Genomic DNA, 26902 nt, shown 5'->3' on the forward strand with positions numbered 1-26902 from the left:
TGGTGTAACCATCAGGGCCATGTTCCAGAAACTCCACGTCATAGAGACGATCCGCGATTCCGGCAACGTCCTCATCGTCCGCCTCGACAGCGCCGAGGAGGCGTTCGAGGTCGCCTCGGCAGCCGTCGCCGGCGGCATCCGCGCCCTCGAGATCACCCTGTCGATCCCCGGCGCCCTCACCGTGATCGAGCGCCTGACCGAGCGCTTCGCCGGTGAAGATGTGGTCTTCGGCGCGGGTACCGTCCTCGACGGGCAGGCCGCCTGGTCGAGCATTCAGGCCGGTGCGCAGTTCCTCGTCAGCCCGAACCTCAACCCCGAGATGATCCGCGTCGCCAACCGCTACCAGGTCGCCACCATCAGTGGCGCCTACACGCCGACCGAGATCCTCGACACGGCCGAGGCCGGCGCGGACATCGTCAAGCTCTTCCCCACCGAAGCCGGCGGCATCCCGTACGCCAAGGCGGTCCTGGCGCCGCTCGCGCACATCCCGATCCTTCCGGCGGGCGGCGTCACCACCGAAAATGTCGGCGACTGGTTCGCCGCGGGCGTCGCGGCGGTCGGAGTGGGCAGCGCCATCACCAAGGCCGGTCGCCCCGACGGCGACATGGGCAAGGTCACCGCGGCGGCGAAGGAGTTCGTGGCCGCGATCGCGCGAGTGAAGCGATGACGTCCGACGTCCAAGCCCTGCCCGTTGCCTACATCACGCTCGGTGGGGCAGGATCGGGCAAGTCGACCCTGTCGAGACACCTCAGCTCCCTCACGGGCGCGGCGTATCTCGACAAGGACACACTCGCCGGACCTCTCGTGCGAGTGGCTCTCGAGGCGTTCGGCCAGGATCCCTCCGATCGGGAATCGAACGAGCTGTACCTGCGGAAGGTCATGCCGGCCGAGTACGAGACGCTCTTCGCGACCGCCGGTCGGAATCTGGAACTCGGCCACTCCGTCGTCCTCGACGCACCGTTCGTGGCGTACCTCGCAGACCCCGACTTCCTGCGTCGCTCGACCGAGAGCGCAGGCTGGCCGGCCGCTCGCATCCGGGTGATCCACGTGCGCACCTCGCCCGAGGTTGTGCGGCAACGGTTGATCGAGCGCGGCAGCGAGCGTGACCGGGTCAAGCTCGCCGGATGGGACGTCTACTGGGAGCGCTTCGGTGCGCTCGAGTGCCGCTGGAACACCGGCGAGCACGACGTCGTCGTGAACGATGACGAGTCCGCGTTCACGTGTCTGCGTGAGCTGGTGCAGCAGATCTGACCGCTCGGGGTCTGACGACCAGGGTGACCGCTGGGTCTTGACAGCGAGGATGGACGCGTGTGACGTTTTGTAACAGCGTTCGTAACAGCGTTACAAGAAGCGCGGACGTCGATCCACGATGGCGAGGAGACGAGAACATGGCACTGGCCGATGGCGTCGTGAATGCGATGCGGGTGCTCGAACTGCTGGCGCCGTATCCCGAAGGCCGCCGCGTCACGGACATCGCCGAGCGCCTGCGTATCAACAAGGCGGTCGTTCATCGTCTCCTCGCCGCCCTGGTCGATGCGGGCTATGTGAATCAGGATCCCCGCACCTCCAGCTACTTCGCCACTCACAGCCTCGGCGCCCTGGGGCTCCGCCAGCTGTCCTCGTCAGGAGTGGGAACGTGGGCTCAGCGAAGCCTGGACTCGCTCGCGGCGGAGTGTGAAGAGCTCGTTCGCCTGGCGGTGGCCACCAACGATTCCTTGAAGTGGATCGCCAAAGCGCAGGGTGCGAACTCGTCCCTCCGCATCGACCCTGTCATGGGCCAGGACGCGGTCCCCCACGCCACTGCATCCGGGAAGGCGTGGCTCGCCACTCTTTCTCCGGACCGAGTCGCGACCGTGCTGGCACACGAGAGCCGTCTCGACGTCACTCCCAGGTCCACCCTCGACCGGTCCGCTCTCCAGGTCGAGCTCGACGAGGTTCGTCTCCGTGGGTACGCCACGACGATTGAGGAGATGGACCTCGGTATCAGTGCCGTGGCGGCCGCCATCCACGGAGCCGGACCGGGCCGGGAGGCCACCGGAACGATCAGCATCGCGGGCCCCTCCGTGCGGATGACCCGAGCGCGTATGGCCGAGCTGTCGCCGCGCCTGCTCGCGGCCGCGGCCGACATCACACGGAGCTGGCCGAGCTACACCTATCTCCTCGCCGACGAGGAGCTCTCCGCCTAGACAGGCAGACACCCCCGCAACAGGTTCAGCGACCCTCGGCCCGGGCGTTGGGGTGCCCACGCGCGCCCAAATTCAAAGGAGAATTCAATGACGGTCTCACGTCGCGCGCCCAGTACATCCACCCCCGACAGCACAGAGTCTGTCCCGCGTAAGGGACAGGCCCGTAACCTGCTCGCCGGGACCGTCGGGCACTTTGTCGAGTGGTACGACTGGTACATATATGGTCTTCTCGCCTCTGTTTTCTCCGCGCAGATCTTCCCCTCGGGCTCCCAGTTCGCGTCTCTCGTCGCCGCGTTCCTCACTTACGCCATCGGGTTCCTCGTGCGGCCTCTGAGCGGCATCATCCTCTCCCCGCTTGCCGACCGGTACGGGCGCCGCCGCGTCCTGTCTCTCGCGGTCTCGGGGATGGCTCTCGGCGCGTTGATCATCGGGTTCACACCCCCGTACGCGACCATCGGCTACTTCGCGCCGATCCTGTTCGTCGTCGCCCGCATCCTCCAGGGCATCTCCGCCGGCACCGAGGGGCAGAGCGCCATCGCGTACATGGTGGAACACGCTCCAGCCAACCGGCGCGGACTTTTCGGCTCCTTCACCAACATGGCCAGCGGGCTTGCAACCCTCGCCGCAACGGGCGCCGCAGCCACCGTCACCTCTGTTTTCGCCGCCGACACCCTGGCGTCCTACGGATGGCGGATCCCTTTCATCTTCGGTGGTGTGATCGGCGTCGTTGGACTCATCCTCCGCGCCCGCTCGGACGAGTCTCCGGAGTTCGAAGCCAGCACGCTCGTCGAGCAGAAGTCCGCACCCGCGAAGCTCCTCCAGCTGCTCCGCGAGCACCCCAAAGCGATCCTGCAGACGGCTGCCCTGTCCGCTCCCGCCGTGGCCTACTACACCTGGGCGACGTTCCTGCCCACCTACGCCAACCTCACCTCGGGCCGAGACCTGTCGTCCACCCTTGCCGGCAGCGCGATCGGCCTGGCCCTGCTGGTTGCCGTCGTTCCTGCCAGCGGCTACCTCTCCGACCGTCTCGGTCGCCGGAAGATCTTCCCCATCATCGGCGCCATCGGAATGATCGTCCTGTTCTATCCGCTGCTACTCCTCCTGCAGGCGCCCGGCTTCGGTGTCTACGTCATCGTCGCCGCCTCTGGATGGGTTGTCCTCGGAATTTGGCAAGGCGTCTACCCCACCATCCAGGCCGAGCTGTTCCCCGCCTCGGTCCGCGTCTCCGGAATCGGATTCGCCCATCAGATCGTCATCGCCCTCTTCGGCGGCACCGCCCCCCTCATCGCGTCCGCGTTCGTCGGCGCCGGACGGCCCATGTACGTGGCGATCTACATGATCGTCGTCGTCGCCCTGTGCCTCATCGTCTACTTCACGCTCCCGGAGACCGGCAGCCGAGCTCCGCGGGAGATCGTTTCCGCGACCGACACCATCACCGTCACCGGGAGCGAGAACTCGTCCACTCCTGCCAGTGCAGCCCCTGAACAGCACAAGGAGCCCCAGCCGTAGCCGCCCCTGCTCCGAGTGTGCGATGGGGGCACTGCACCTCAAAGATCGAACGGAAATCCATATGATCATCAATACTTTTTCGTATCTTTGGTCGACAACGGCGATCGATGCGATATCTGAGCTGGTCCAGAATGGGTACAACACCTTCGAGGTTCCCATCAGCTCTCCCCATTGCTGGCCGGAAGAGATCTCCAGCTCCGAGCGTTCGGAAATCCTGACGACGCTCAACGAGAACGGCGCCAAGATCCGATCCCTGAATGCCGGCGGATACGACATCAATCTGGCCAGTCCTGCTGCCAGCATGCGCCGGAAGAGCATCGAGCACATCGCATCGGTGATCGATCTTGCGGTGGCTTGGAATGTCCCGGAAGTTGTCATCTCACCCGGCACGCGGCGCCCGATGATCTCCCCCTCACTCGAGAACGTCTACGGGTGGATGTACGAAAGTCTGGAAGAGCTGATCCCGCTGGCCAAGCGGGCGGGAAAACGACTCCTCTTCGAGAACACCCCCTACTGCTTTGCTCCCACGATCGGGGAGCTGGCAGAGATCGTCGACACCGTCAACGATGATGCACTCAAAATCGTGCACGACGTCGCGAACGCCGCTTACATCGGTGACGACCCCATTTCGAGTCTGCGTTCACACCACGGGTCGATCGCACTCATGCACATCTCCGACACGGGTACGGAAACGTGGGGCCACGACCCCATCGGCACTGGGGTGATCGATTGGAACGGACTGGGTAAAGCAGTCCAAGAAACGATTGGGGTGGACAACGTCGTGCTCGAAATCATCCGCGAAGAAAACCCCCTGGAGGAATTCGCGAAGGCGATGCGTGACCTCAGTGAAGAGGGTTGGAATCCCGGAGAGTGATTTCAGCTCCCTGGGGTCCAGTGTGGCTCCGGGGGGATTCAAATACTACGGTGACAATTCCCGAGAATCGGTGCGAGTCGAAGCGTTTCGAAACGCATCAGATGAAGCTGTCACGACTTGAGTGGCCTGCTGAGTATGGCCGCTGAGAATACAAGGAGAGTGTGCAATGAGGGTTCTGGTCAGTGGCGGAAGCAGCGGCATCGGCGCGGCTGCAAGCCTGAGGATCGCAGAGGCAGCGCTTGCCCGTGGCGAAAAGCCGATGATCGCAGTATCCGGCCTTACTGCGAACGAGCGACAAGACGAGGTCGTCCGATCGATCCAGTCGATGGGCGGCAAAGCCATTGCATTGACAGGAGACCTGGGCGATCCCGACGTGCCTGGTCGGCTGGTGACCGCTGTGGTCGACGAGTTCGGCGGCTTGGATGCGCTGGTGGCAAATGCCGGAATCGCCAGCCCTGGTGCACTCAAGGATCTCTCCCTCGAGGACTGGGACGACATGTTCTCCGTCAACCTGCGCGGGGCGTGGCTGCTTGCCAAAGCAAGTTACCCGCACCTGAAGGGTAGCCGTGGGTCCGCCTGTTTCACCTCTTCAATGTCCGGCCAGCTCCCACATGCCGGATCGGGTGCTTACAGCCCGACCAAGGCTGCGCTCACGATGATGGCTCAGACACTCGCACTGGAATGGGCGCCTGACGGAATCCGCGTGAACGTGGTATCCCCGGGCATGACTCGCACGCAGATGACTGAAAAAATGTACCTTGATCCCGAAGTCAAGAAGGCAAGGGAAGAGATCATCCCGTTGTCGAAAATTGGCGACCCGATGGATATCGCGAACGTGATCGAGTTTCTTGTCGGCCCGCTGGCAGGATATGTCACTGGCCAAGATGTCTGCGTCGATGGGGGTTTCTCCAAGTCCATTCTCAGTCACATTCCGGGGCGGCCCAGCTCCAAGTCCTGACGCGAACGCTTCAATCGGCCTGACGGCAAGCAACCCGGCAGAGACCGCGCTCGGCGTGCACTACTTTGGTCACATTTCTTTTGCCTGGTGAGGCTGGTCGAGAGGAACCTACAGGTACTTGGTGGTCGCACTCGATCACTGAGAGATCTTCTGAGCAACGCTTGAGGGAGTCAGGAAGTGGTCTAACAAGCTGTTGTCTTTCCGATCGTGCGGTCGTTCTTGATCGAACAGGGAGCTGGATCGGGTGAGTTCGCCGCTGTGCATGCATGAAGAAAGGGCCTCCTGGTAGCTCGCTATCGAAGCCAGAGCGACAGGGAGGCCGTAGCTTCCGGCTCTCGATGGCGACGGGGCCGGAGCTGCTGTTGCCGGACTCGCCGCAGATCGGAGTCGCGGGCCTGTGGGCGAACGGCGAGCCAGCCTGTCGGCTCCGGTGCCGCTGGCCGCCGAAGGCTCCGGGATAGGCCACGGGCCCGTTCTCGTCGCGTACTTCGTGGCGCGCTGCGGCGTACTGGATCGGCCGCCTTCGGGCCGGACGGTGTGGGCGGAGATCGACCTCTGAACTCCCGGAGCAGCCGAGCGGGTTCTGCTTCGGGCTCGGGCCGACACGCGGGGAGCCGACTCCGGCTGGTCTGTCGTAGCCCTGTAACAGGGACCGCGAGCACTTGGGGACCCACCCGTTCGTGTGATCGACTACTCAGTGCCCGAGAGAAACGCGGAGCGCAACGCGGCGCTTTGCCACGGTCGGACACGACTCCGGCCGACCGCAGGGCAGCCGGCCCGATCCAGCCGCGCTCCGCGGGTAGCGGGCTCGTGCGCCGAAGAGGCGCGCACGTACCACTGCACGTACGCACGTAAGGAGAGAACACATGCGCAAGTTCCAGCGCGCAACAGTCGCCGCCGCCAGCATCCTGGCCTTCTCCGGCCTCGGCATCGGAGCCGCGCAGGCCGCCGAGCTCCCCTCGATGTTCACGCCGGGCGACGCCGCGACGGACTGCTTCACGCAGGAGACCCAGCGGGGGGTGGACATGGGAGCGGGCCACCACGTCACGATCGTCCACTGCGAACGCGACCCCCAGAACCCGGGCACCATGCTGGTCTTCTACCGGCCCTGAGTCCGAGACAGGTCACCTCCGGCCCTCTCCATCGAGGCCCCGGTCTCCTTGGCTGCGCGCACGCCGGAGAACCGGACGGCGCATCCGCACTGGACGTTCCGCCGACGTGACGGACGAAGGCGGCTCCTCCACCCCCAGCGCGGGGGCCGGAGGGGCCGCCTTCGTGCTGCTCGGTGACCAGACCGAACTCCAAGGGGAAGTTCCTGGAGAACGCGACGGGGATGGGCAATGAGCTGACCACGCTCCCCGCCTCCGGCACTCTGAACCAGAGGAACGTCACCCTGATCGGTTTCCCCGGCAGCTCCAAGTCGCCGCGCGTGTGCCCCAAGACATCCACCGTCCTTGTCACGGTCGCTCATTGGTAGTAGCCCCAGCGCGGCGAACATGTTGGTGACGGTCAGGTAGGCGAGACGAAGCAACACAAGTACAAGTACTCATCCTGCAGCACCATCGACCAGCCTTCTGAGCTGCATGGACGACATTTTCGGCAGCACGGAGTCCGGAGGTCATCGGGGCTGGTGTGAGTCGGCGATCGTGTACTTGTACTGGCTGCGGGCGGTTGCCTGTTCCCGAGGCCGTCTGCCGGGCCCGTCAGCGTTCGACAGTTGCCCGAGACTCACTGAACCGTTGTATGCGCGGCGCAACGCAGAACGGCCCGCATCTCTGGCAACTTCATGCCGAGGGTGCGGGCCGTCGTGGTCAGCTTTGCGAGCTGATACGGCCGCGTACGGCGTGCACGCTGGTGATGGCCGCGGCCATCCAGAAGCAGGCGCCAGACACCGCAATTTGAGCGGGTGCGCGGAGCAGTAGAGCCAGTACACACACAACGGCAAAGATGACGACGCCGCAGGCTATCGACGTGGTGTCACGCCAGACAGGTGTCATAGGTCTGCCTACGAAGATCAGAACCCCGATAGACAGGAGCACCATCAGGGCTCCGCTGTAGATGAGCCACGTGCTGCTCAAAGCCATTCTCCTCGTGTAGCTGGTGTTACTACTTGCAGTATCCGCCGGAGTACTGGCCAGGGATAAATATCCCAGCCGCGAACTTGACCTTGATGCACTTCTTGGCGTTCTTCGCCTTGAGCGCCGTGGTGGTGATGACCGCGGCGTGCGCACCCCAGTAGATGTTCAGACCCGGCGGGAGGAATCCTGAGACCACGCCGGACAGAGCGCCGTTGTTGGCGATCGCCTTGGTTTCCTTCTTGTTGAAGTACGCAGTGCCCGTCACGATGCCCCACGTCATCTTGGGGTCAGCGACTACCGGAAACGCGGTCTCGTCTCCGATCTCAACGGTCTGGACGAGGTCGTTACCGTCCAGTTTGTAACTGGTGCGCACGCTCTTGCCGTTCGCGTCCTTGGCCCACGGCGCGCCGATAGTGGTGACCGGGACGTGAATGCCTTCGCTGGCCTCGCGACTGATCTCGAAGCCACCCTGTCCGTCTTCGGCGATGCTCGCGTCCTGCGGGAGGTTGAGCCGAAAACGTTGGGTCTGGGGGGCCTTGTCGTCTTTGAGCGTGACCAGGGTGCGGGCTCCACCGTCCTTGGTCGGCTGCACGGCGATGTCAGTGGCGGCAGCGGCGTCGGGGTAGATCACTGTTCCCGCGCCAACCTTGACTCCGGCGACGTCCTTGGCGCCCGGCAGAGTGAGGCCGAACGAAGAACCGTTGTCGTCGGCGGCGTGGAGGGCACCGTTCGCCTTCTCCGGCGCAGTGACCGTGAGGGCGGCTCCGTCCGTAGCGGTAACAGCCTTGGCCGGCGTGCCCGGAGCCGCCGTTGACGCAGCGATGTCGCCTGTCCCCGTGACAGATTCCACGACAGCGCCAGCCTGGGCGGCGCCATCTGAAGGCGAGGTGGCGGTGTCGGCGTTGGCCGGAATCGCGGAGGCGAAGAGTGCTGCCCCGGCGGTGGCGGATACAGCAGCGAGGGAGAGCTTGCTGAATGGGCGACGGTGAGTGCTGGTCTGCACGCGCCGTACTCCTTTGAACGTGTTTTTCGGGCATTGCTCGCAACCCAGTCCTGTAGGGGTGAAGGGTGCTAGCCGGGCCTTGCGGTCAAGATCAACTCCATCACACCCAGAAGGATCATGCTGTGGCGGAAGCCACAAATTCACCTCCGATCTTCGCTAAATGACAGGTCGAATGTCTCTGTAACCTTCAAGTCTCAGGTCACAAGCCTAAGCAACCTGCGATGCAAAAGAATCATCAGGGGTCGCGCACCTATACTCCGACGGCTCCATGCCCTCGCCGAGAACGCCACCCCGCTGCGCAAGCGCCGGCCAAAGTGCAACTCGCCCGGTCGCTCGGCGGCGGGCGGCAGGCGGGCAAGTCCTGCTGCCCCTGACGCTCTGCTTGCCGAGCGTGGAGGAGCACCCCCGGCTGGGCCCGTTGAGCGTTCTGATGGCGGCGCAGGGGCGAATGCTCCACTCCCGCTCCAACCTGCGTTTTCGGGGGAGCGTTATTACGGTCGTGTCCTACGGCTGAGCCGGTAGATGCCGTAGGTGACGCCGAGGATGATGTCCACGGCCGCCCAGAGGCCGATGATCAGGCCGACGCCGATCGCGGTGCCGACATCCCCTGCGTCCTGACAGAGCTTGAGTGCGTCGCCCGCAAGGCCTTCGCAGGAAGGGTCGTCGCTGGCGCTGTTTACGCCTGTGATGATCCAGATCAGGAACAGCGCCTGCACCGCGAGGAAGATCCACAGGAAGACCCTGCGGTGCTTCTTGCCCTTGACGACATCTGGAGCGGGTTGCGGGGCGCCGTCCTCAGGACGTTGTCCCCATTGTGGGGAGGGTGTATCAGTCATGAGCCCGACCTCCTAGGTGAGGCGAGGCAGTCTCCGCTGTCGATACATGGTCAACGCTACGCGCAATGGAGGTGTATAGCGCGTCACCGCAGCCGGACGCTGGTGAAGGTCAGGTAGGCGAGACGAAGCAACACGAAATCATCCTGCCGCACCGTCGATGACGCTCCTGATCTGCATGGATGACATTTTCGGCAGGCGCAGGCGCAGGCTGCGGTGGGGTGTGCAGTGGACTCGCTCCGGAAGGCCGGGTGTTTCTAGCTGCTCTGCTGGTGCCATTGCCCCGCAAGGTCCTGAGCTGATTGCGCCTACTGATCCGGCCCGACACCGTGCTGTGCTGGCACCGCAACTTGACGAAGAACCAGCGCGGCAGTGGGCGCCCCGCGCGAAGCGGGACGCCCACCTCTCAGTGGCTCACACCTTCAGGCTCTCAGGCACGTGCGGGCTCCCCGACGAAATACAGGTAGCCGAAGGAGGCGATCGCGAACTCGGCCGCCGCGATGAGCTTCCGCACCGTGCTGTTCTTCTCCCGCTCCGGGAGTGCGTTCAACTCTGCTGCGAACCTCTTGAGTTGAAGCTCGTTGAACATGGTGTCGCCGTGGCGGTTCACGGCGCGCAGGATGCTGTCCTTGGGCGCCGACTCGCACAGGGCCAGGAACGTCTCCTTGTGGTCCTCGTGGGTCTTGGCCATGCGGTCGTGTACTTGGTCTTCCACGTAGATGACGAGGGGCATGCGGTACGTCTTCCTCCAGAGTGTCGTTCGGGGTCGGTCCGGTCAGTCCCCGGAGATGAACAAGTAGCCGCGCAAGGCTGCCGCGCGCCGCGCCATGTCGGCCACCTGCCGGGTCGTATCCGTCTTCCGCTCCTCGGGGAGACCGTCCAACTCGACTGCCAGCTGCGGCAGCTGCAACTCGTTGAACATGGTGTCGCCGACGGAGAGGACGCCGCTCATGACGCTTCCGTCCGGAGCCGCGTGGCATGCCGAGAGGAAGCTTTCCTCGATGTCGTCCCCCCGTTTCTCGGAGACTCGCTCGTGCGACCGGTTCCGCACATGGATTTCCATCCGCTGTACCTGCTTCCCACTAGACGGCCGGCTTTTCGATCGGGTACATCGTGCGGACGCTTCCGTACTTGTCCTGTACGACCTTGAACCACGAGGTGGGCTGGCTGCCGGCCACCTGGGAGGTGACTCCGGCCAGCGCGCCCGCATCGACGTTGCGTTCATAGAAATCGGTGTCTTTCGGGCAGACAGTCTTGGACTGGTAGGACTTCTCGACCAGATCGTCGAGGTCGATGACGCCGTCGATGACGCCACGAACCTTTCCGTATACGCGTTCATCCGCGGGGCCTGGGGTGCGGTCTTCACGATCTGGGTGTCGTTCGCGCTGAACACGGCGTCGAAGGCGGCGGTGAAGTTCGTATCGCGATCACGGATGAGGTGTCTGAACCGGCCGGCGTCCTCGCCGAGGATCAGCAGGAGGTTCCTGGCCTGCTGGGTGACCCAGGCATCGGTGGGGTTCGCGGTGACGCCGAGTACATGCACGGTGCGGGTGTGGGCCTCCATGACGAAGAAGACATAGACACGTCGGAGGGTGACGGTGTCGAAGTGGAAGAAGTCGCAGGCCAGCAGCCCTTCGGGCTGGTTGTGCAGGAGTTGGCGCCAAGTCTGCTCATCGGCACGCCGGGGCGCGGGCGGGAGTCCGGCGGCACGCAGCAGTCGGCGGATCGTGGAGCCACCGACGCGATGACCGAGACGGCGTAGCTCGCCCTGAATTCTGGTGTAGCCCCAGGAGGGGTTGTCCCTGGCCAGGCACAGGATCAGCGCCGACCGCCGACCGCCGATCGGTGGTCGGCCGGGTTTGCGGGTCGCATGGCGCCAGGTGCGTTTCACCAGGCGGCGGTGCCAGGCGAGCAGGGTCGCGGGGGTGACAGGACGATGTCGGCGCAGTCGTGGAGGAAGTCGGCGGGATAGTGCGGACAGCAGGGCGCGGTCGGCCCACGACATGCGGGGCTTGGGCATAGGGCGGCGTAGCACGGCGACCTCGTGGCGGAGTGCGAGGATCTCGATCTCCTTGGCTCGGCCGGAGCGGCCGAGCGGGGCCAGGCCGTCGAGCAGCCGGACGAAGATCAGGTAGAGCAGCCGCAGCGCCATGAAACGTGATCTTGCCGGATGGCTCCGTCGGTCGGAAGGTGCAGGTCATCGGATGTTCCGAGTATGGGAACCCCACAGGTCCCTACAGCAGGGCGCCGCCGGACACTTCGAGGCGCTGGGCGGTGACCCATCGCAGGTCCTCGGAGGCGAGCGCGGCGATGGCGTCGCCGATTTCCTGCGGTTCGCCGACGCGGCCGAGCGCGGTCTGCGCGCTCAGGCCCTCGCGCATCTGGGGGTCGTCACGCATGGCGCCGCCGTTGAAGTCGGTGGCGGTCGGCCCAGGCGCTATGGCGTTGACGCGGATCTTGCGCGCCCCCAGCTCTACGGCCAATGTCCGGCTGAGGACCTCGACCGCCGCCTTGGAGGCCGAGTACACCGAGGTGCCGGCACTGGTGTGGCGGCTGAGGGAGGAGGAGACGTTGATGATCCGCCCCCCGTCGGCCAGCACGGGTGCAAGCGCCTGGATGAGGAAGAACGTGCCGCGCACGTTGGTGTCCATCATCGCGTCGTAGTCGTCGACCGTGACCGCTTCCAGCGGTCCGAACAGCCCGATCCCGGCATTGTTGACCAGGACGTCCAGCCGGGTCGCCTCCCAGTGCTCCAGTTGCACGGCCAGGTGGGAGACGAAGGCGGGAAAGGAGGCCACGTCGCTGATGTCCAGCCGCAGTGCGGCAGCCGTGGCGCCGGTTTCCTGAACGTTCTTGACCGTCCCCTCGGCCTCCTGCGCGTCGCCGCGGTAGGTGACGATGACGCGCAGCCCGTGCCGGGCCAGCGCTTGGGCCGTGGCCCGGCCCAGCCCGCGATTGCCTCCGGTCACCAATGCGATTTTGCCTGACTTCATGAGTGCTTCTCCATCGGGAACGGAACGACGCCGGCCGGGAGAGCTCCCGCCGACCGGATGCGAGTCGATCGACTCGCATCCCTGTCCACGTAAACATCCGCACAGTGGCGAGTCAAGTGACTCGCCTCGTGATGGGTCATACTGGGCCCATGACCGCAGGACTCTCCGCGCACCATCAACGACTCGCTCAGCGCAAGCGCGAGGCGATCACCGCAGCGGCCACGAAGCTGTTCCTGGAGCGGGGCTATGACGGGACCTCGCTGGCGAAGATCGCGCAGGAAGCGGTCGTCTCGAAGTCCACGCTGTTCAAGCAGTTCCCCACCAAGGCGGCGCTCTTCGAGGCCATCGTCACCGAGTACTGGAAGGGCGGGCCGGACCCGGCGGCGCCCGCGACGCAGCCCGGTGACCTGGGCGCCGGCCTGAGTGCGATCGGCCGTCAGTACGCCGACCTGGTCGGCCGGCCCGCGATGGCGGCCCTCTTCCGCATCGTCATCGCCGAACTACCGCGCTTCCCGGAACTGGGACGGGCTCAGTTCGAGCTGGGCAAGCTGCCCTACTTCATCTCTGTCCAGCACTACCTGGAGGCTCAGCACGCCGCGGGCACTGCGGTGGTACCTGACGCGGAGAGCGCCACCAACCAGTTCCTCGGCATGATCGCCAACTACGTCCTGTGGCCGCGGATGCTGCTCTCCGACTGGAGTCCCGCACCTGCCGACGTTGGCCACGCCGTCGACGAGGCGGTCACGACGATGCTCGCCCGCTACGGCCGCAGCGCCAACAACCCGCAGCACTCCTGAGGGCTCCGGCGCCGCTGCGGGTGCGGACGGCGCCCGCCCCCGGAGCCCCGAAACGCTGCGGGAGGCTGCCGGCCAGTGCCGGGGCGGCCCGTAGGCGTCATTCACGGCGACGGGGGCCCGGCGGCTGTGCCGCAGCCGGGAATGTAGACGGTGTTCCCGACCGTCGCCGCGGCGGTGCGGTGGCGCGGCACGGGCATGGGGGCCAGGCGCTGCCAGCGGTTGCGGGCCCCTGTCGGCATACCCTCAGTCCCTTGGGTATTCCGCAAGTCTCAATAGCCGCACTTGCCAGTACGTGCCGCGCTTCGAGCAGCCCGCCCCGGCGCTGCGCTCCAAGGCTCGCGCTCTCGCTGGCGACGCCGACGTACTGACCGCGTACGGCCGCCTGCTCGACGCGGTGCTCGACCGACACCTCTACGACCCGGACAGCGCCCGCCAGCGCCCACGTCTCAGGCGGCTTCGACTCGGCCGTCACCGGCACCCATCTGTCACTGCGCCACCCGGGAAGGATCACCGCTTCGGCGATGCTGCTACCGGGCCCGATGGGAGAGCAACAGTGCACGCGCCGTGCCGAGATGCTCCGCACCGGTCAGTCCCAGCAGCGCGATCCAGCAACCTGACACGCCCCTCCAGCAACCGTCGTCCACTCACAAGAACACGCGGATCACGGACTATGGATGGGGTATTCGGCACCCGCAGAGACGAGCAGCACAAGTGCTCATCCTGCCGCACGTCGAACACGCTCGTGAGCTGCATGGACGATGTTTTACGCAGGCGCAGTGTCGAATCGGGCGGGCAGGGTCAGCAGGGCGCTGAGGTCCGCGCCAGGGGCGTACTCCTGTGGGCTCTCGTCCCGCCGGAACAGGCGGGCGCCGGCGGCGGTGCCGCCGAGGTCGAGGCTGTCTCCCCGGCGCCGCAGCCAGGTGCCCTCGCGCAGCCCCAGCACCGGCACGTCGTTCTCCTCGAGGAACTGCCCAAGACGCTCTTCACGCGTCTCGCCCATGTGGCTGCTCGCAGGGTCGGGGTCGAGGTAGTGCGGGTTGATCTGGAAGGGGATCAGCCCGAAGGAGGTGAAGTCCGGCGGCTGCACGATGGGCATGTCGTTGGTGGTGCGCAGCGTCGGGCAGGCCATGTTGGTGCCCGCCGAGGAGCCCATGTACGGCATCCCCGCTGCGGTGCGTGCCCGCACCGCAGCGATCAGGCCGAGCGCGTGCAGCGCCGCGAGCAGCCGGAAGCTGTTGCCGCCGCCGACGAAGACGGCCTGCGCGTCGGTCACGGTCCCGACCGGATCGCCGTCCCTGTGCGCTCCACGCACGGAGATGCCAAGCGGCTTCAGCGCTTGGGCCACCTTGTCGGTGTAGGAGTCGTGATCGGACAGCGCGTACGGCACGAAGACGAGTTCGCGCACCCCCGTCAGATGGTCTGCGATCACCTCTGTCGCGTGTTCGAGGTAACCGTGGCCGGGGGCTGCGGAGTTGGACAGCAGGAGCAGCTTCATGTGGAGATGCCTTTCCGGGAGGGGAAGCGACAGGAGGGGAAGCGACGGGAGGGGGAGTGACGGGAGGGGGAGTGACGCGGCCTGGGGTGGGGTCAGGGGGTCCGGTGGGCTGCCTGCGGGCGGGATCGGCGCGGGGAGAGCAGCTCGCCCAGCTGGGCCGCGGCAGCCTGTAGCGGGCCGAGGAGGTGTTCGTCCGGCCCGGTGACCAGGTCGTGCGGTCCGACCAGCGAGAGCGTGCCGACGGGCTGCGACCGGACGAGCAGCGGCACCGCGAGACCCGAGGTGGCCGGATCGTACTCCCCCTTCGAATGGGAGTGTCCGTCCTGGCCCGCGCGGACCATCAGCTCCTCCAGCTCCTCCGGGTCCGTCACGGTCAGCGAGGAGAAGCGCGGCATCGGCCTCCCGTACAGCAGCCGGGCCCGGGTGCCGGGGGTGAGCATGCCGAAGTACGCCCGGGAGGTGGCGCCGGCATGCGCCGGGTACAGCTCACCGGTCAGCCGGTACGCGCGCAGCGGCCCGCTGCCGCCGTCGGCCGACTCCACGCAGCGCAGGTGTACCCCGTCCGGGACGGCGAAGAGTGCCGTCGCGCCCGTCTTCATCGCCAGCGCGCGCACAGCGGGCCGTACCAGGGCGGACATGCCGCCGTGCCGTTCCCAGGCGGTCGACATGTGCCAGACCGCGGGGCCGAGACGGTAGCGGCGGGTGACCGGGTCGGAGACCAGGAAACCTCGGTGCGCCAGCGCGGCGAGCAGCCGCTGTGCGACCGATTTGTCCCAGCCGAACTCGGCCGCCAGATCCGTCACCCCCCACTCCTCGCGCTCCTGCGAGAAGGCCAGGAGCACGCTGAGGACACGGTCGGCGGTCTGCAAAGGGGGTGCGGTCATGGCGGCAGCGTACCGGATGGCGGACATGGTTCTCTGAAATAGAGAAAAGGTTGTCTCATTCGGGATTGACGTCGCAGTCTGCTAAAAGCCAGGTCACAGTGGCCCTGGCGGCAAGATCACGTCACGCACCAAGGGAGCCGCTGTGCTCAAGCACGTACTCGACGTCCTCGACCTCCTCGACCGCCCGCAGGCGAGCGGCGAGCTGCTCGCCGGCCATCTGCGGTCCGTCCTGGACGCGGCCGGATCGCCGGCCGAAGGCCCCAAGCCGGAGATCACCGTCACCCGGATCGAGGGAGAGCGGGGCGGCACCGACTTCGTGAAGGTCACCGTCCCCGGCACCCGCGGCAAGGCCGCCGGCGGAGAGGCGCCCACGCTCGGCATCCTCGGCCGGCTGGGCGGCGTAGGCGCCCGCCCGGAGCGCATCGGCCTGGTGTCCGACGCGGACGGCGCGGTCGCCGCGCTGGCCGCCGCGGCGAAGCTGCTCGACATGTACGGGCGCGGCGACCGCCTGGAGGGCGACGTCATCCTCTCCACGCACATCTGCCCCGACGCGCCGACCAGGCCGCACGACCCGGTGCCGTTCATGGACTCGCCGATCTCGGTCCTCGACTGCAACCGCGCGGAGATCTCCCCGAAGATGGACGCGGTGGTCTCCATCGACACCACCAAGGGCAACCGGCTCCTCAACCACCGAGGCGTCGCGCTCTCCCCGACCGTCAAGCAGGGCTGGATCCTGCGCCCGAGCGACGACCTGCTGGGCCTCCTTGAGACCGTTACCGGCGAGCTCGCACACGTCCTGCCGATCACCACGCAGGACATCACCCCGTACGGCAACGGCGTGCACCACATCAACTCGATCATGCAGCCGTGCGTGGCGACGGACGCGCCGGTGGTCGGCCTCGCGCTGGTCACCGAGACCGCGGTGGCGGGCTGCGCGACGGGCGCCAGCCACGAGACGGACATCGCCGTGGCCGCCCGGTTCTCGCTGGAGGCGGCGAAGGACTTCGGACGCGGCGTCGCACGCTTCCACGACCAGGAGGAGTTCGAGCGGCTGATCGAGCTCTACGGGCCGATGACCCGCCTGCAGGCGTCCGCCGCCTGACCACGGTCCACCCCTCCCCTTCGCCCCGCTGGAGTCCCCGTGACCACTTCGCAGAGCGCGCCCCCCACGGGTGCGCCGCCCACGCACCCACGCGCCTTCGAACCGGTGACCCTGGTCGTCAGCGCCGTCCTCGCCGTCCTCGGTTCCGTCATCGGCCTGGTGCTGATCACGACCCTGGGCATCGCCCCCAACACCTCAGTGATCGGTGCGCTGCTCGCGATGCTGATCGGCCGGATCTCCATCGCCGGCCTGCGCAGGATGCGTGACCAGCACCGGCAGAACCTCGTGCAGTCGGCCGTATCCGGCTCGACGTTCGCCGCCGCCAACTCGCTGATCACCCCCATCGCGGTGCCGTTCCTCATCGGCCGCCCCGATCTGGTGTGGACGATGCTGCTCGGTGCGGTGATCGGTCTGGCCGTGGACAGCTGGGTACTGTTCCGGGTCTACGACTCGCGGCTCTTCCCGGCCACGTCCGCCTGGCCTGCCGGGATCGCCGCCGCCGAGACGATCAAGGCAGGTGACGAGGGCGGGAAGAAGGCCGCGGTGCTCGGCGTCGGCGCGGTCGTCGGCTTCGTAGGGGCGATGTTCAAGCTGCCCACGTCGGCCGCGGGAGTGGCCTTCCTCGGCAACATCTGGGCGCTGCTGATGTTCGGCGTCGGCCTGCTCGCCGCCCAGTACGTGCCGACCGCCTTCCACTACGACCTCGGCGCCAACTACGTCCCGCACGGCGTGATGATCGGCGCGGGTCTGGTGGCACTGGTGCAGGCCGCACTGATGATGCGGGACCGCACGGCGAAGAAGCAGGCCGCGGTCGAGCGGCAGGACGGGCGGTTCGACGCGGACTTCCGCACCGTCGACGCCCGCCGGCTGCGCCGCGGGCTGATCGAGGGGATGGCGCTGTTCGTCGTCGGCGCGATCGTCGTCGCCGTCGGCGGCGGAGTCGCGGCGGACATGGGCGGGTTCGGCCTCGTCGGCTGGGTGCTGCTTGCCGGGGTGGCCGCGCTGGTGCACCAGCTGATCGTGGGGCTCGCGGCGATGCACTCCGGGTGGTTCCCCGCTTTCGCCGTGACGCTGATCTTCCTGATACTCGGCCTGGTGCTGAGCATCCCGATGATCCCGCTCGCCCTGCTCGTCGGGTACTGCGCGTGCACCGGACCGGCCTTCGCCGACGTCGGCTTCGACTTCAAGGCGGGCTGGCTGCTGCGCAAGGACGCCGTGCCGTGGAAGCCGTACGAGATGGCGGGCCGCCGCCAGCAGTACCTCTCGCAGCTGGTGGGCTTCGCCGTGGCGATCGTCGTCGTCGCCATCGCGTGGAAGCCGTTCTTCTCCGACGGCCGGGTCCCGCCGGTCGCTCAGGTGTACGTCGACACCATCAAGGCCGGGCTCACCGACACGCACGCCATCACGATGATGCTGCTGTGGGCGGTCCCCGGTGTGCTGATCCAACTCCTTGGCGGCTCCAAGCGGCAGATGGGTGTGCTGCTTGCCACCGGTCTGCTGGTGGCCACCCCGCAGGCGGGCTGGCTGGTCCTTGCCGCGCTCGCTGTCCGCTTCGGCTACACGCTCTGGCGCCGCTCCCAGGCCGCTACGAAGGAGGACGCGGATGCCGCGGCCGAGACCGCCGACAACGACCTGGCCCTGGTCGGCGCCGGTCTGATCGCGGGCAGTTCCGTCCACGATGTCGGCCAGATCTACAAGGCGGTGTGACCGTGTCCACCGCATCGGACGCCCGGGGTGTGCTGGGCCTGGTCACCATCGGCCAGGCCCCACGCACCGACCTGACCCCCGACATCCTCCCGCTCACGGCCGGGCTCCGGCTGGCCGAGCACGGCGCCCTCGACCACGACCGGTTCGACGGCCCCGACGCCGACGCGGTACGCGCCGCCGTCGGCCCCGTCCCCGGCGAGGCGCCGCTGATCTCCCGGCTGCGCGACGGCGGTTCCGCCGTCCTTGGCCACGACGCGCTCGCCCCCCGGATGGCCGACGCCGTCGCCCGCTGCGAGGCCGATGGCGCCGACGCCACGCTGCTGCTGTGCACCGGCCACTTCCCGCCGGTTCCGGCCGGGGGGCCGCTGCTGTACGCCGAGCCGCTCGTCCAGCACGGCGTACGTGCCCTGGTCGGCGCGGACCCGGTCGGTGTCGTCTGCCCGCTGCCCGCCCAGCGCGATGACGTCGCGGCGCGCTGGGCCCGGCTCCTGCCCGGCCAGGTCACCGCAGCCCCGGCAGACCCGTACGGTGCGGGCGCGCCGGAGCACTGCGCCGCGGCGGCACGGGAGCTGGCCGCGGGCGGGGCGCGGTGGGTGGTCCTCGACTGCATCGGCTACACCGAGGAGATGCGCCGCGCGGCCGCGGACGCCGCGCGCGTGCCGGTACTGCTGGCCCGCTCCCTGGCCGTGCGGCTGGCGGCGGAGGTCGCGCAGTCGGCGGCGCGGGCGCGCGGTTGACGTCAGCGGGGCAGGCGGGTCATCCCGCCTGCCCCGACGGTGAGCACCTGCCCCAACACTCAGCGGGACTGGGCATGAGGGTTGCTCACGAGGATGGGCAGTAGGCCGTGGGGCAGAAGGAGTTCACGGCGTTCTGCAGTATCTCGGACTGCGTGGCCGGTGCGTCGTCGGGTGCTGAGACGAGTACGGCGTACATGGCGCCGTCGTCCGCTGTGGCGCGGTGGTCCATGATGCGCTGATGGTCCGCCGTGTCACTGGTGTAGGTGTATTCGAGGTAGGCGTCGGAGCCGGTGTCCGGCCCCTGGCGCTCAAGGCTGACGAGGTCGAAGCCGCGGTGTTCCGAGGCGAGCCGCTCGGCCTCGGCGGCGGAGGCGTACGGGGTTGGTTCTGGGCCGTTGAGCTGGAAGACCTGGAGGAAGTACGTCCTGTCGGGTGAGAAGTACTTGACGCTGGCGCCGCTGATGGTGCGCTGCCAGCCGTTGAGGACGTCGACGGTGAATCCGGCCTCGTCGTCGACCCGGGTGTAGCCGGGGGCGGGAGGGTCGTCGTCGGAGACGGATGGGCCCTCGGTGGCGGTGGGTTGGTCGGTGGGTTCGTCAGTTGGTTGGTCGGTGGGTTCGATCGTGGGTTCGTCGGTCGCCTCGTTGGTTGTCCCGTCGGTCGGACTGTTGGCTGCCGTTGGCGTGGCCGGGCCCGACAGCGCGCCGGGGTCGTCATCGCTCGACCGGTCCACGAGGAACCAGGTGCCGACGCCCAGGACCGCGCACACGAGGACGGCGATCAGGCTGAGGATCAAGCGGCGTTGGGGGTTGGTGACCAAGCCGTCGGGCTCGGTTGTGCGCGGATGGTCGGGGCCCGGTGCGGTCGCGTCCCACGGTGGTGTGGGCTGCGGCCCGTTCGGCGACGGCCCTTGTGGTGGCGGCTCGTACTCCGGCTGCCCGTGCTGTGGTCCTTCCGGAACCCAGCGCTGGTTCTCAGCGTCCCAGTGGCTCATGGCGCACCCCGATGTGCTCGTTCCGCGTGTTGTTCAGCCGCTCAGCAGCTGGGCTATCGCCTGGACCACAGCCACCGCCGAAGCCAGGCCACCGGCCACGCTCGTGCCTGTCTCCAGGTGGGCGCGCAGCCGTTCAAGGCGGCCTTGATCCGGCCGCCCGGTGGTGGCTATCTCCTCCTCGACCTGGGCGAGTTGGCCGTCCAGGTCGAGGGTCGGGTCCACGCTGTCCGGGCCCGGAGCGCTGGGGGCGAGCAGCGGCAGCTGGTCGCGCAGGGTGCGGACGGCCGTCAGCAGGGCCGCGGTGTCCCGGCCCAGCGGCACACCATCGTGTGTGGTGTGCACCGCCTGGGCGCCTGGACCGGAGGCGACTGCGCCGCCGTGCATCGTGGTGATGGTGATGTTGCCCGAGGAGGGGCCCACGACGCGGCGTGGTGGTTCATCGGTGCCGTCCGGGTCAGGGCCGTGGGGTGGTGCGGTGCCGGTCATGCGGAACCTCCTGGTGTCCCCTGGGGTGTGTTGCCGTGGGCCGGGCCCGGCCGCGAGGAGTGATGGGCGCTGGCACGGTCGCCGGTGGCCACGGCCCCGCCGCTCATGGCTCCGACGAAGACGCCGCCACTGCTGACGTTGACGATCTGCTGCTCGAACTCGCCCGTCTCGTAGCCCTGGCTGCGCAACGCTTCCCGTACGCCACTGATGATCCGGTCCTGGACGGTCTTCACGTAGCGGCTGATGTCCATCTCCTGCATCAGAGAGACCTGCTCGGTACTGCCCTGTTCGCGGATCGACGTCTCCGGGCCGTCGGGAATCGCGCGACGGGGGTCGGCCAGCCAGACGCGGAAGAGCGCGATGAGCGTGCGGATGGCGGAGGCCCCGGCCGCCACGGACGCGGAGGGCGCGGCGAACAGGGCGCGGACCGCTTCGCGTCCTACGTCCGGGTGGTCGCGGGCGGCGACGACGTCCACGATCCTGAACATGTCACTCAGCGGCATCAGGATGTGCGGGATGACCTCGAGGACCAGCATCTCGCCCTGGGTATGCACCCGGACCAGAATGGAGACGACCACCTGCTCGTCCCAGGCACCGATCCGGATCCGCAGGAAGTGCCGCCGGGCCTCGCCGCCTTCGTCGACAGCCTCGGCCAGATGCCGCTGGACGGAGAGGGGGTCGTAGGAGACCCGACCGCGGGCCGGACCGACCGGCAGATAGACGAACTCGTCGATCTCCAGATCGCGCAGACGGTCGCGGCCGGTCGCGGCGGCGGAGGCGCACAGCCGCTCGAGGCGGGGCACGATCAGATCGACGACGGTACGAGCCAGCAGGCGGTCGGCCGCGGGTCGGCTGCCGTCCGGAGCGACGCGGCGGCGCAGTTCGAGGGCGAAGGACCATGGCTCGTAGGGGCGTCCGGCGCCGACGAACGGGCGGTAGGGGTCGTAGAAGGTGAGCGGGGCGTACTGCTCACGGTCGATGGCGGCGGTGATCCGCCGTAGCCGCAGCGTGCTTTGCGGCAGCGCGCGGGGCACCCTCGAAAAGGCGTCGGACGACAACTCGTGCCGCATGATGTCCTCGACCCGCGAGCGGTGCAGCCACACCGGCAGGACAAGGAGCAGCGGGAAGAGCAGGGCGAGCAGCACCGCGGGATCGTAGAGGGCCAGGACGAGCGCCGCACTCCAGTAGGCGAGGACGAACAGGCGCGGTCCGATCGGCGCCAGCACGGTGAGCCGGCCGCTGCTGGCGCGGCGCAGGGTCGCGCGATCCAAGGTGTAGACGGACAGGCTGCGCGCGCCGAGGACCAGCCGGGCGCTCCACACCAGCAGAACGATCACCGCGTACACCACGAACCACGGAACCAGCAGCGTCGGGACGTCCGCTATCAGCTCGACCACGATGAACAGCACCCATATCAACAGGACCTGCACCGCGGCCTGTGCCTCCAGACGGCGGGCGCGCAGCGCGTGAGCCAGGACAGGGACTACATCGATCCCGAGGGAGGGAGCGACGGACCGCTCCTCGTGCTCGATGAGTTCCTCGATCACCCTGCGGCGGAACAAGCCGTGGACGTAGGCCCCGGCACAGAGCAGGCGCGTCGCCTCGCTGCGTGAGTAGTCGTGGGAATGTCCCTGCGCCGGCATGCCCATGCACCCCCCCGATGATCAAACTCCCCTGCTGACAAGGGGAGTTGGTGGGTATGCGGTTACTGGACAGAATACGGTGACATAGGAGAAGGAGCGCCGCCGCGGCAAATACCAATGGCTAACCCGGTGCTTGTTCGGGGGACGGCGTCCACCCTCCATGGCAACGACCCGAGGCCACGCTGGCCGCACCGCTTCAACCGATCGGGCCCACCGGAGTGGACCCTGGCAGGCAGTCAGCCGAGCAGGAGAGACAGCCGAATCGATAGATCGGACGGAACGTCACGATTCCCAAGCGTGCGTCGATGGGCCCTGGAACACCTTCGACGTGATCCCATCGTGCCCCTGATGCCGTAGTCCAGTACAGGTGCCAGGGGTGCCTGCACTCCCAGAGTGACGGGCATGCCACGTTCCGCCCCGGGGGTCGCCGCGGGGCGGAACAGCTTCGGGTCAGGCTGCCGCCTTCGGGTAGAGGAGGCAGTCCTCGGGGCGGATCAGCAGGTTGATCTCCTGGCCGGTGTGGCGGACCGGGCTCTCGGCCACGATGTCGAGGTCGCCGATGGCCAGCTGGTACTCGAAGCGGGCGCCGGTGTAGGAGCACTGCTTGATGTGCGCCCGGAGGATGTTGACGCCGTCAGTGGCCGCGTCCGCGCGCTCGGTGAGCGTGATGCGTTCGGAGCGCAGACCGACCGTCGCGCGCTGACCGACCGTCGCGCCCAGGTCCGCCCTGGCCCCTTCTGCCCTTACCACCTTCAAATGCTGGCCGGTCGCGCCGAGTTCGACCCGGACGGTTCTGCCCTCGGCGGGTGTCTCGTCGATGCGGCCGTCCAGGAGGTTGCAGCGGCCGATGAAGCCGGCCACCTCCGGAGTGGCGGGGGTCTCGTAGATCTCGGTGGGGGTGCCGACCTGCTGGAGGCGGCCGTGCATGAACACGGCGATGCGGTCCGACAGGGACATCGCCTCGATCTGGTCGTGGGTGACGTAGACGGTGGTGACGCCGACTTCTCGCTGGAGGTCCTTGAGCCACAGCCGGGCCTGGTCGCGCATCCTCGCGTCGAGGTTGGACAGTGGCTCGTCGAGGAGCAGGACGCCGGGTGAGTAGACGATGCCGCGGGCGAGCGCGACGCGCTGTTGCTGGCCGCCGGAGAGCTGGTGCGGGTAGCGGTCGCGCAGATGCAGCATGTCGACCTTGGAGAGCGCGTCCTCGATCAGGCGGCGCTGCTCGTCCTTGGTGACCTTGCGCAGTTTGAGCGGCAGGGCGAGGTTGTCGGCGATGGTCATGTGCGGCCACAGCGCGTACGACTGGAAGACCAGACCCAGGTTGCGGCCCTCGGGCGGGACGGTGGTGCGCCCGTGCCCGTCGAAGAAGACCTCGTCGCCGACACGGATCGTGCCGGAGTCGGGGTTCTCCAGGCCCGCGACGCAGGACAGGGTCGTGGACTTGCCGCAGCCCGAGGGGCCAAGCAGTGTGAAGAACTCGCCGTCCGCGACGGTGAAGTCGATCCCTTCCAGGACCTTGGTGCCGTGGAAGGACTTGGTGATGTTCTCGACGGCCAGCTCAGGCATGGGTCTTCTCCCTTTCGGCGGAGTTTTTGCCGCGCAGCAGGAGGCCGGCCAGGCCGGCGACGAGGGCGGTGACGGCGATCTGCAGGGTGGCGAGTGCGGCGACGGAGCCGGTCTCGCCCTGGGTCCACAGGTCGATGGCGGTGGTGCCGATGACCTGGGACTCGGCTCCGGCGAGGAACATGGCGGGTGCGTACTCGCGGATCATCTGGGTCCAGATGAGGAGGAACGAGGCGAGCATCGCGGGGACCAGGAGGCGGATCAGGATGCGGGACACCGTGCGCCACCAGTCGGCGCCCGCGACCCGCGCCGCGTTGTCCAGTTCGGCGCCCAGCTGCATCGTCGCCGGTGAGATCGCCCCGTACGCGGAGGGCAGGGCCCGTACACCGAAGGCGATGATCAGGGCGAAGAGCGTGCCGCGGACCGCGTCGCCGCCCGGCATCCAGGCGAACGCCCAGAAGAAGCCGATGCCGATGATCAGACCCGGAACCGCGTGCGGTGACTGCGCGGTCGTCTCGAGGAGACGGGCGAAGCGGAAGTCGGAGCGGCGTGCCACCAGGACGACGACGGTGCCGAACAGCGTCACGGCGACCGCGCCGATGAACGCGATGGTGATGCTGTTGGTGATCGACTCGGTGTAGGGCGCGTAGTCGAAGATCATCCGGAAGTTGTCCAGGGTGAGCAGCCCGAACGGGTTCGCCAGCGGGGTGAGCAGCGAGGTGAACGCCCGCATGACCAAGGCGATCATGGGCAGCAGCGCGCCGAAGACGACGTAGATCCCGACGAAGGTGAAGCCGAGCCACTTCCACCGGCCGATGTCGAGGAGGTGGGAGCGGTTGGCCTTGCCGCGTACGGAGACGAAGCGCTGGGCGTGCTTCAGCAGCCGTACCTGCATCACGACCAGGCCGATCGTGGTCAGCAGCATGAACGTGGAGGCCGCGCCGAGGAGGCCGTAGTCCGGGTTCACCGAGTCGATGCCCTGCTCGTACAGGAAGCTGGAGAACAGGGTGATCTCGGCAGGCTGGCCGAGGATCAGCGGGATGGAGAGGGTTTCCACCGCCGTGCCGAAGATCAACAGGCCTGCGTACAGGACCGGCGGGCGCAGCATCGGTACGACCACCGAGCGCAGGATGCGCACCGGGCCTGCGCCGACCGTACGGGCCGCGTTCTCCAGTGAAGTGTCGGACGCGGCGAGGGCGTTGGCGCAGAACAGGTAGGCGATCGGGACCTGGGCGACGGCCTCGACGAACGCCATGCCGGGCAGTGTGTAGAGGTTCCACGGTACCCAGCCGAGCCACTCGCGCAGGGTGGTGGTCAGAAAGCCGGCGGGGCCGTAGACGACGATCCAGCCGAAGCCGAGGACGAGCGGGGAGATGTAGATCGGCCAGCGCAGCACCTGGCCGAACACCCGGGCGGCGGGGAAGCGGGTGCGTTCGAGCAGGATCGCCATCGGGACGGCGATGGCGAGCGCGAACACCGTCGTGAGGACGGCGAAGAACAGGGTGTCGAGGATGATCGAGCCGAAGCCCGCCTCGGTGAACAGGTGTGCGTAGTTGGTGAGGGTGAAGGCGCCGCCCGCCGCGTACAGCGGCTGGTTGCGTATCGACTGGTAGAGGATCGGGACGACCGGCGCGAGCACGAGCGCAGCGGTGACGAGGAACGTCAGCCAGTGGATGGTGACTTCTCGTCCGGCGCCGAACAGGCGCCGGTACCGCGGCGTACCCAGCTCGCCGGCGCGCGGGGCGCCGTCGCGGGCCGGGCTCGGCGCCTGGGGTGTCTGGATGGCCATGGCGACTCCGTACGAACAGGCCAAGGGGCAAAGGAAGGGGAGGGCGGGGGATGGGTGCGCGCGGACGGTCAGGCCGTCGCCTTCTCCCAGCGCGCGAGGTAGGCCTCCTGCGTCTTCTGCGGCACCCGCACATAGCGGTAGACGTGGACGCGGTCGGCGCCGAGTTTGCACTGCATGTCCTGCAGGCTGTCCATGGCGTCCTGCCGTACCCCTGACCGGTAGGGCACGAGACCGCCCTCGGCGACGGCCTTCTGGCCCTGCGCCGACAGCACGAAGTCGAGGAAGAGGCGCGCGGCGTTCGGGTGGGGCGCCGTCTTGACGATGGACGCGCCGCGCGGCATGACGATGGTGCCCTCCTCGCAGTAGCTCCAGCCAAGGAGCCCTCCGCTGCCCTCGGCCGCCGGGATGACGACGCCACCACTGAGGTTGATCGAGAAGTCGTACTCGCCGGAGACGACCTTCTCCACGAGCGCGCCGGAGGAGTGGTCGGAGCGGGTGAAGGGCAGCAGTCGCCGGAAGGTGTCCCAGCCACCGGCGACCGTGCTGGTGTAGCCCTGGTTGCTGGCGTAGCCGTAGGCGTTCGACGGGTCGTACACGCCGATCTTGCCGCGGAAGCGGGAGGGGTTCGCTTCGACGATCCCGGCCAGCGACTTGAGTCCCGTGGGGTATTGGGACGCATCGATGGTCTTGCGGTTGTAGAGGACGGCGACCGGGTCGGTCGACATGATCCAGACGCCCGGAAGCATCTCACCCCAGGCGGGCAGGTGGCCCTTCTCCGGCGAGCGGTAGTCGGCGGCGATGTCCCGGGTGGCGTAGTCGCCCCACAGGGGGCCGCCGTTGTTGACCAGCAGGTCGACGGGGGACCCGCCGCTCGCGGCCTCGCTGTAGTAGCGCTCGTAGACCGCCGAGCCGCCGAGGTTGGTGGCGCGGATGTCCGAGATCCACGGATAGCGGCCCATGAATGCGTCGAAGACCGGCTGCCAGTTGGTCTGTGAGGTGTTCGAGTAGATGAGCAGCTTCTTCTCGTGCCGTGAGGCTTCGACCAACTTGTCGTAGGAGGGCGGGTAGTGGGCGGGCGCCGACGGTGCGGCGGCATGAGCCTCGTCACCGGTGCAGCCGGAGAGGGCGCCGGCGCCGGTGGCGAAAAGCCCTGCGGCGGCGGCACCGCGCAGCACGTGGCGGCGGGTCGGCCGGGGTTCGGGGCCCGGCATGGCGGCGGGCCCGGATCGGTTGGGAGACATAGGGGGCTCTTCTCGTGTGGGGCGCGACGG

At 67.7% G+C, this 26902-nt stretch carries 27 protein-coding genes; 13 read left to right on the plus strand and 14 right to left on the minus strand.

Going from position 1 to position 26902, the window contains the following annotated elements; translation table 11 throughout:
* Window positions 1-19: 19 nt before the first annotated feature.
* The 9 genes from ACZ5CR_RS04855 (at window position 20) to ACZ5CR_RS04895 (ending at window position 7004) form a co-directional block, all read left to right on the plus strand.
* The gene (locus tag ACZ5CR_RS04855; RefSeq protein WP_468853574.1) at window positions 20-667 is read left to right on the plus strand and encodes a bifunctional 4-hydroxy-2-oxoglutarate aldolase/2-dehydro-3-deoxy-phosphogluconate aldolase; all 648 of its coding nucleotides are present in this window, start codon (window positions 20-22) and stop codon (window positions 665-667) included.
* On the plus strand, window positions 664-1251 hold the full coding sequence (locus ACZ5CR_RS04860; RefSeq protein WP_468853576.1) for a P-loop nucleotide/nucleoside kinase family protein: 588 nt from the start codon (window positions 664-666) through the stop codon (window positions 1249-1251). Before ACZ5CR_RS04855 ends, ACZ5CR_RS04860 begins: the two co-directional genes overlap by 4 nt.
* A gap of 137 nt (window positions 1252-1388) precedes the next feature.
* Entirely contained in the window at window positions 1389-2186 is a 798-nt protein-coding gene (locus ACZ5CR_RS04865; RefSeq protein WP_468853577.1) for an IclR family transcriptional regulator, read from the plus strand.
* An 87-nt stretch (window positions 2187-2273) separates the two neighbouring features.
* Window positions 2274-3695 (plus strand): MFS transporter, encoded by a 1422-nt coding sequence (locus ACZ5CR_RS04870; RefSeq protein ID WP_468853578.1) that lies wholly within the window; start codon window positions 2274-2276, stop codon window positions 3693-3695.
* 61 nt (window positions 3696-3756) lie between these two features.
* Window positions 3757-4569: a sugar phosphate isomerase/epimerase family protein gene (locus ACZ5CR_RS04875; RefSeq protein ID WP_468853579.1), complete on the plus strand. Its 813-nt coding sequence runs from the start codon at window positions 3757-3759 to the stop codon at window positions 4567-4569.
* A gap of 166 nt (window positions 4570-4735) precedes the next feature.
* On the plus strand, window positions 4736-5527 hold the full coding sequence (locus tag ACZ5CR_RS04880; protein WP_468853581.1) for an SDR family NAD(P)-dependent oxidoreductase: 792 nt from the start codon (window positions 4736-4738) through the stop codon (window positions 5525-5527).
* A gap of 397 nt (window positions 5528-5924) precedes the next feature.
* Window positions 5925-6086, plus strand: a complete 162-nt coding sequence (locus ACZ5CR_RS04885; protein WP_468853582.1) for a hypothetical protein — start codon at window positions 5925-5927, stop codon at window positions 6084-6086.
* 307 nt (window positions 6087-6393) lie between these two features.
* Window positions 6394-6639: a hypothetical protein gene (locus ACZ5CR_RS04890; protein WP_468853584.1), complete on the plus strand. Its 246-nt coding sequence runs from the start codon at window positions 6394-6396 to the stop codon at window positions 6637-6639.
* Window positions 6640-6812: 173 nt separating this feature from the next.
* The gene (locus ACZ5CR_RS04895) at window positions 6813-7004 is read left to right on the plus strand and encodes a hypothetical protein (RefSeq protein WP_468853586.1); all 192 of its coding nucleotides are present in this window, start codon (window positions 6813-6815) and stop codon (window positions 7002-7004) included.
* Between the two features lie 629 nt (window positions 7005-7633).
* Here ACZ5CR_RS04895 and ACZ5CR_RS04900 read toward each other — a convergent pair.
* From ACZ5CR_RS04900 to ACZ5CR_RS04920, 5 genes are all read right to left on the minus strand, one after another.
* Complete coding sequence (locus tag ACZ5CR_RS04900; protein WP_468853588.1) at window positions 7634-8608, minus strand: hypothetical protein; 975 nt, start codon at window positions 8606-8608, stop codon at window positions 7634-7636.
* Window positions 8609-9099: 491 nt separating this feature from the next.
* Window positions 9100-9444: a hypothetical protein gene (locus ACZ5CR_RS04905; protein ID WP_468853591.1), complete on the minus strand. Its 345-nt coding sequence runs from the start codon at window positions 9442-9444 to the stop codon at window positions 9100-9102.
* Between the two features lie 427 nt (window positions 9445-9871).
* Window positions 9872-10174 carry a hypothetical protein gene (locus ACZ5CR_RS04910; RefSeq protein ID WP_468853593.1) on the minus strand — a complete coding sequence of 101 codons (303 nt, stop codon included), beginning with the start codon at window positions 10172-10174 and terminating at the stop codon, window positions 9872-9874.
* 42 nt (window positions 10175-10216) lie between these two features.
* On the minus strand, window positions 10217-11593 hold the full coding sequence (locus ACZ5CR_RS04915) for an integrase (RefSeq protein ID WP_468853595.1): 1377 nt from the start codon (window positions 11591-11593) through the stop codon (window positions 10217-10219).
* Window positions 11594-11675: 82 nt separating this feature from the next.
* Window positions 11676-12434, minus strand: a complete 759-nt coding sequence (locus ACZ5CR_RS04920; protein WP_468853598.1) for an SDR family NAD(P)-dependent oxidoreductase — start codon at window positions 12432-12434, stop codon at window positions 11676-11678.
* A 149-nt stretch (window positions 12435-12583) separates the two neighbouring features.
* Between ACZ5CR_RS04920 and ACZ5CR_RS04925 the strand changes: the two genes are divergently transcribed.
* Complete coding sequence (locus tag ACZ5CR_RS04925) at window positions 12584-13231, plus strand: TetR/AcrR family transcriptional regulator (protein ID WP_468853600.1); 648 nt, start codon at window positions 12584-12586, stop codon at window positions 13229-13231.
* 101 nt (window positions 13232-13332) lie between these two features.
* Here the strand turns inward: ACZ5CR_RS04925 and ACZ5CR_RS04930 are convergent, their stop codons facing one another.
* The 3 genes from ACZ5CR_RS04930 to ACZ5CR_RS04940 form a co-directional block, all read right to left on the minus strand.
* Window positions 13333-13470: a hypothetical protein gene (locus tag ACZ5CR_RS04930; protein ID WP_468853602.1), complete on the minus strand. Its 138-nt coding sequence runs from the start codon at window positions 13468-13470 to the stop codon at window positions 13333-13335.
* A gap of 524 nt (window positions 13471-13994) precedes the next feature.
* Window positions 13995-14726: a dipeptidase PepE gene (pepE, locus tag ACZ5CR_RS04935; RefSeq protein ID WP_468853604.1), complete on the minus strand. Its 732-nt coding sequence runs from the start codon at window positions 14724-14726 to the stop codon at window positions 13995-13997.
* A 92-nt stretch (window positions 14727-14818) separates the two neighbouring features.
* Window positions 14819-15610: an IclR family transcriptional regulator gene (locus ACZ5CR_RS04940; protein ID WP_468853606.1), complete on the minus strand. Its 792-nt coding sequence runs from the start codon at window positions 15608-15610 to the stop codon at window positions 14819-14821.
* A gap of 142 nt (window positions 15611-15752) precedes the next feature.
* On the opposite strand from ACZ5CR_RS04940, the gene ACZ5CR_RS04945 reads away from it, so the two are divergent.
* From ACZ5CR_RS04945 to ACZ5CR_RS04955, 3 genes are read left to right on the plus strand one after another with little or no spacing between them, the layout of a single operon-like run.
* Window positions 15753-16712, plus strand: a complete 960-nt coding sequence (locus ACZ5CR_RS04945; protein ID WP_468853607.1) for a DUF1177 domain-containing protein — start codon at window positions 15753-15755, stop codon at window positions 16710-16712.
* 39 nt (window positions 16713-16751) lie between these two features.
* On the plus strand, window positions 16752-18419 hold the full coding sequence (locus tag ACZ5CR_RS04950) for an OPT/YSL family transporter (protein WP_468853610.1): 1668 nt from the start codon (window positions 16752-16754) through the stop codon (window positions 18417-18419).
* A gap of 2 nt (window positions 18420-18421) precedes the next feature.
* On the plus strand, window positions 18422-19156 hold the full coding sequence (locus ACZ5CR_RS04955) for an AroM family protein (protein ID WP_468853611.1): 735 nt from the start codon (window positions 18422-18424) through the stop codon (window positions 19154-19156).
* Between the two features lie 85 nt (window positions 19157-19241).
* Here the strand turns inward: ACZ5CR_RS04955 and ACZ5CR_RS04960 are convergent, their stop codons facing one another.
* From ACZ5CR_RS04960 to ACZ5CR_RS04985, 6 genes are all read right to left on the minus strand, one after another.
* Window positions 19242-20150 carry a serine/arginine repetitive matrix protein 2 gene (locus tag ACZ5CR_RS04960; RefSeq protein ID WP_468853614.1) on the minus strand — a complete coding sequence of 303 codons (909 nt, stop codon included), beginning with the start codon at window positions 20148-20150 and terminating at the stop codon, window positions 19242-19244.
* Window positions 20151-20183: 33 nt separating this feature from the next.
* Entirely contained in the window at window positions 20184-20636 is a 453-nt protein-coding gene (locus ACZ5CR_RS04965) for a hypothetical protein (RefSeq protein ID WP_468853616.1), read from the minus strand.
* The gene (locus tag ACZ5CR_RS04970; protein WP_468853618.1) at window positions 20633-22279 is read right to left on the minus strand and encodes a hypothetical protein; all 1647 of its coding nucleotides are present in this window, start codon (window positions 22277-22279) and stop codon (window positions 20633-20635) included. Before ACZ5CR_RS04970 ends, ACZ5CR_RS04965 begins: the two co-directional genes overlap by 4 nt.
* A gap of 450 nt (window positions 22280-22729) precedes the next feature.
* Complete coding sequence (locus ACZ5CR_RS04975) at window positions 22730-23845, minus strand: ABC transporter ATP-binding protein (RefSeq protein WP_468853619.1); 1116 nt, start codon at window positions 23843-23845, stop codon at window positions 22730-22732.
* Complete coding sequence (locus ACZ5CR_RS04980; protein ID WP_468853621.1) at window positions 23838-25631, minus strand: ABC transporter permease; 1794 nt, start codon at window positions 25629-25631, stop codon at window positions 23838-23840. Before ACZ5CR_RS04980 ends, ACZ5CR_RS04975 begins: the two co-directional genes overlap by 8 nt.
* A gap of 68 nt (window positions 25632-25699) precedes the next feature.
* A complete protein-coding gene (locus ACZ5CR_RS04985; protein WP_468853623.1) occupies window positions 25700-26872 on the minus strand; it encodes an ABC transporter substrate-binding protein in 1173 nt (390 codons plus the stop codon).
* Between the last annotated feature and the right edge of the window lie 30 nt (window positions 26873-26902).

It is taken from the genome of Streptomyces sp. NPDC031274 (assembly GCF_055570235.1).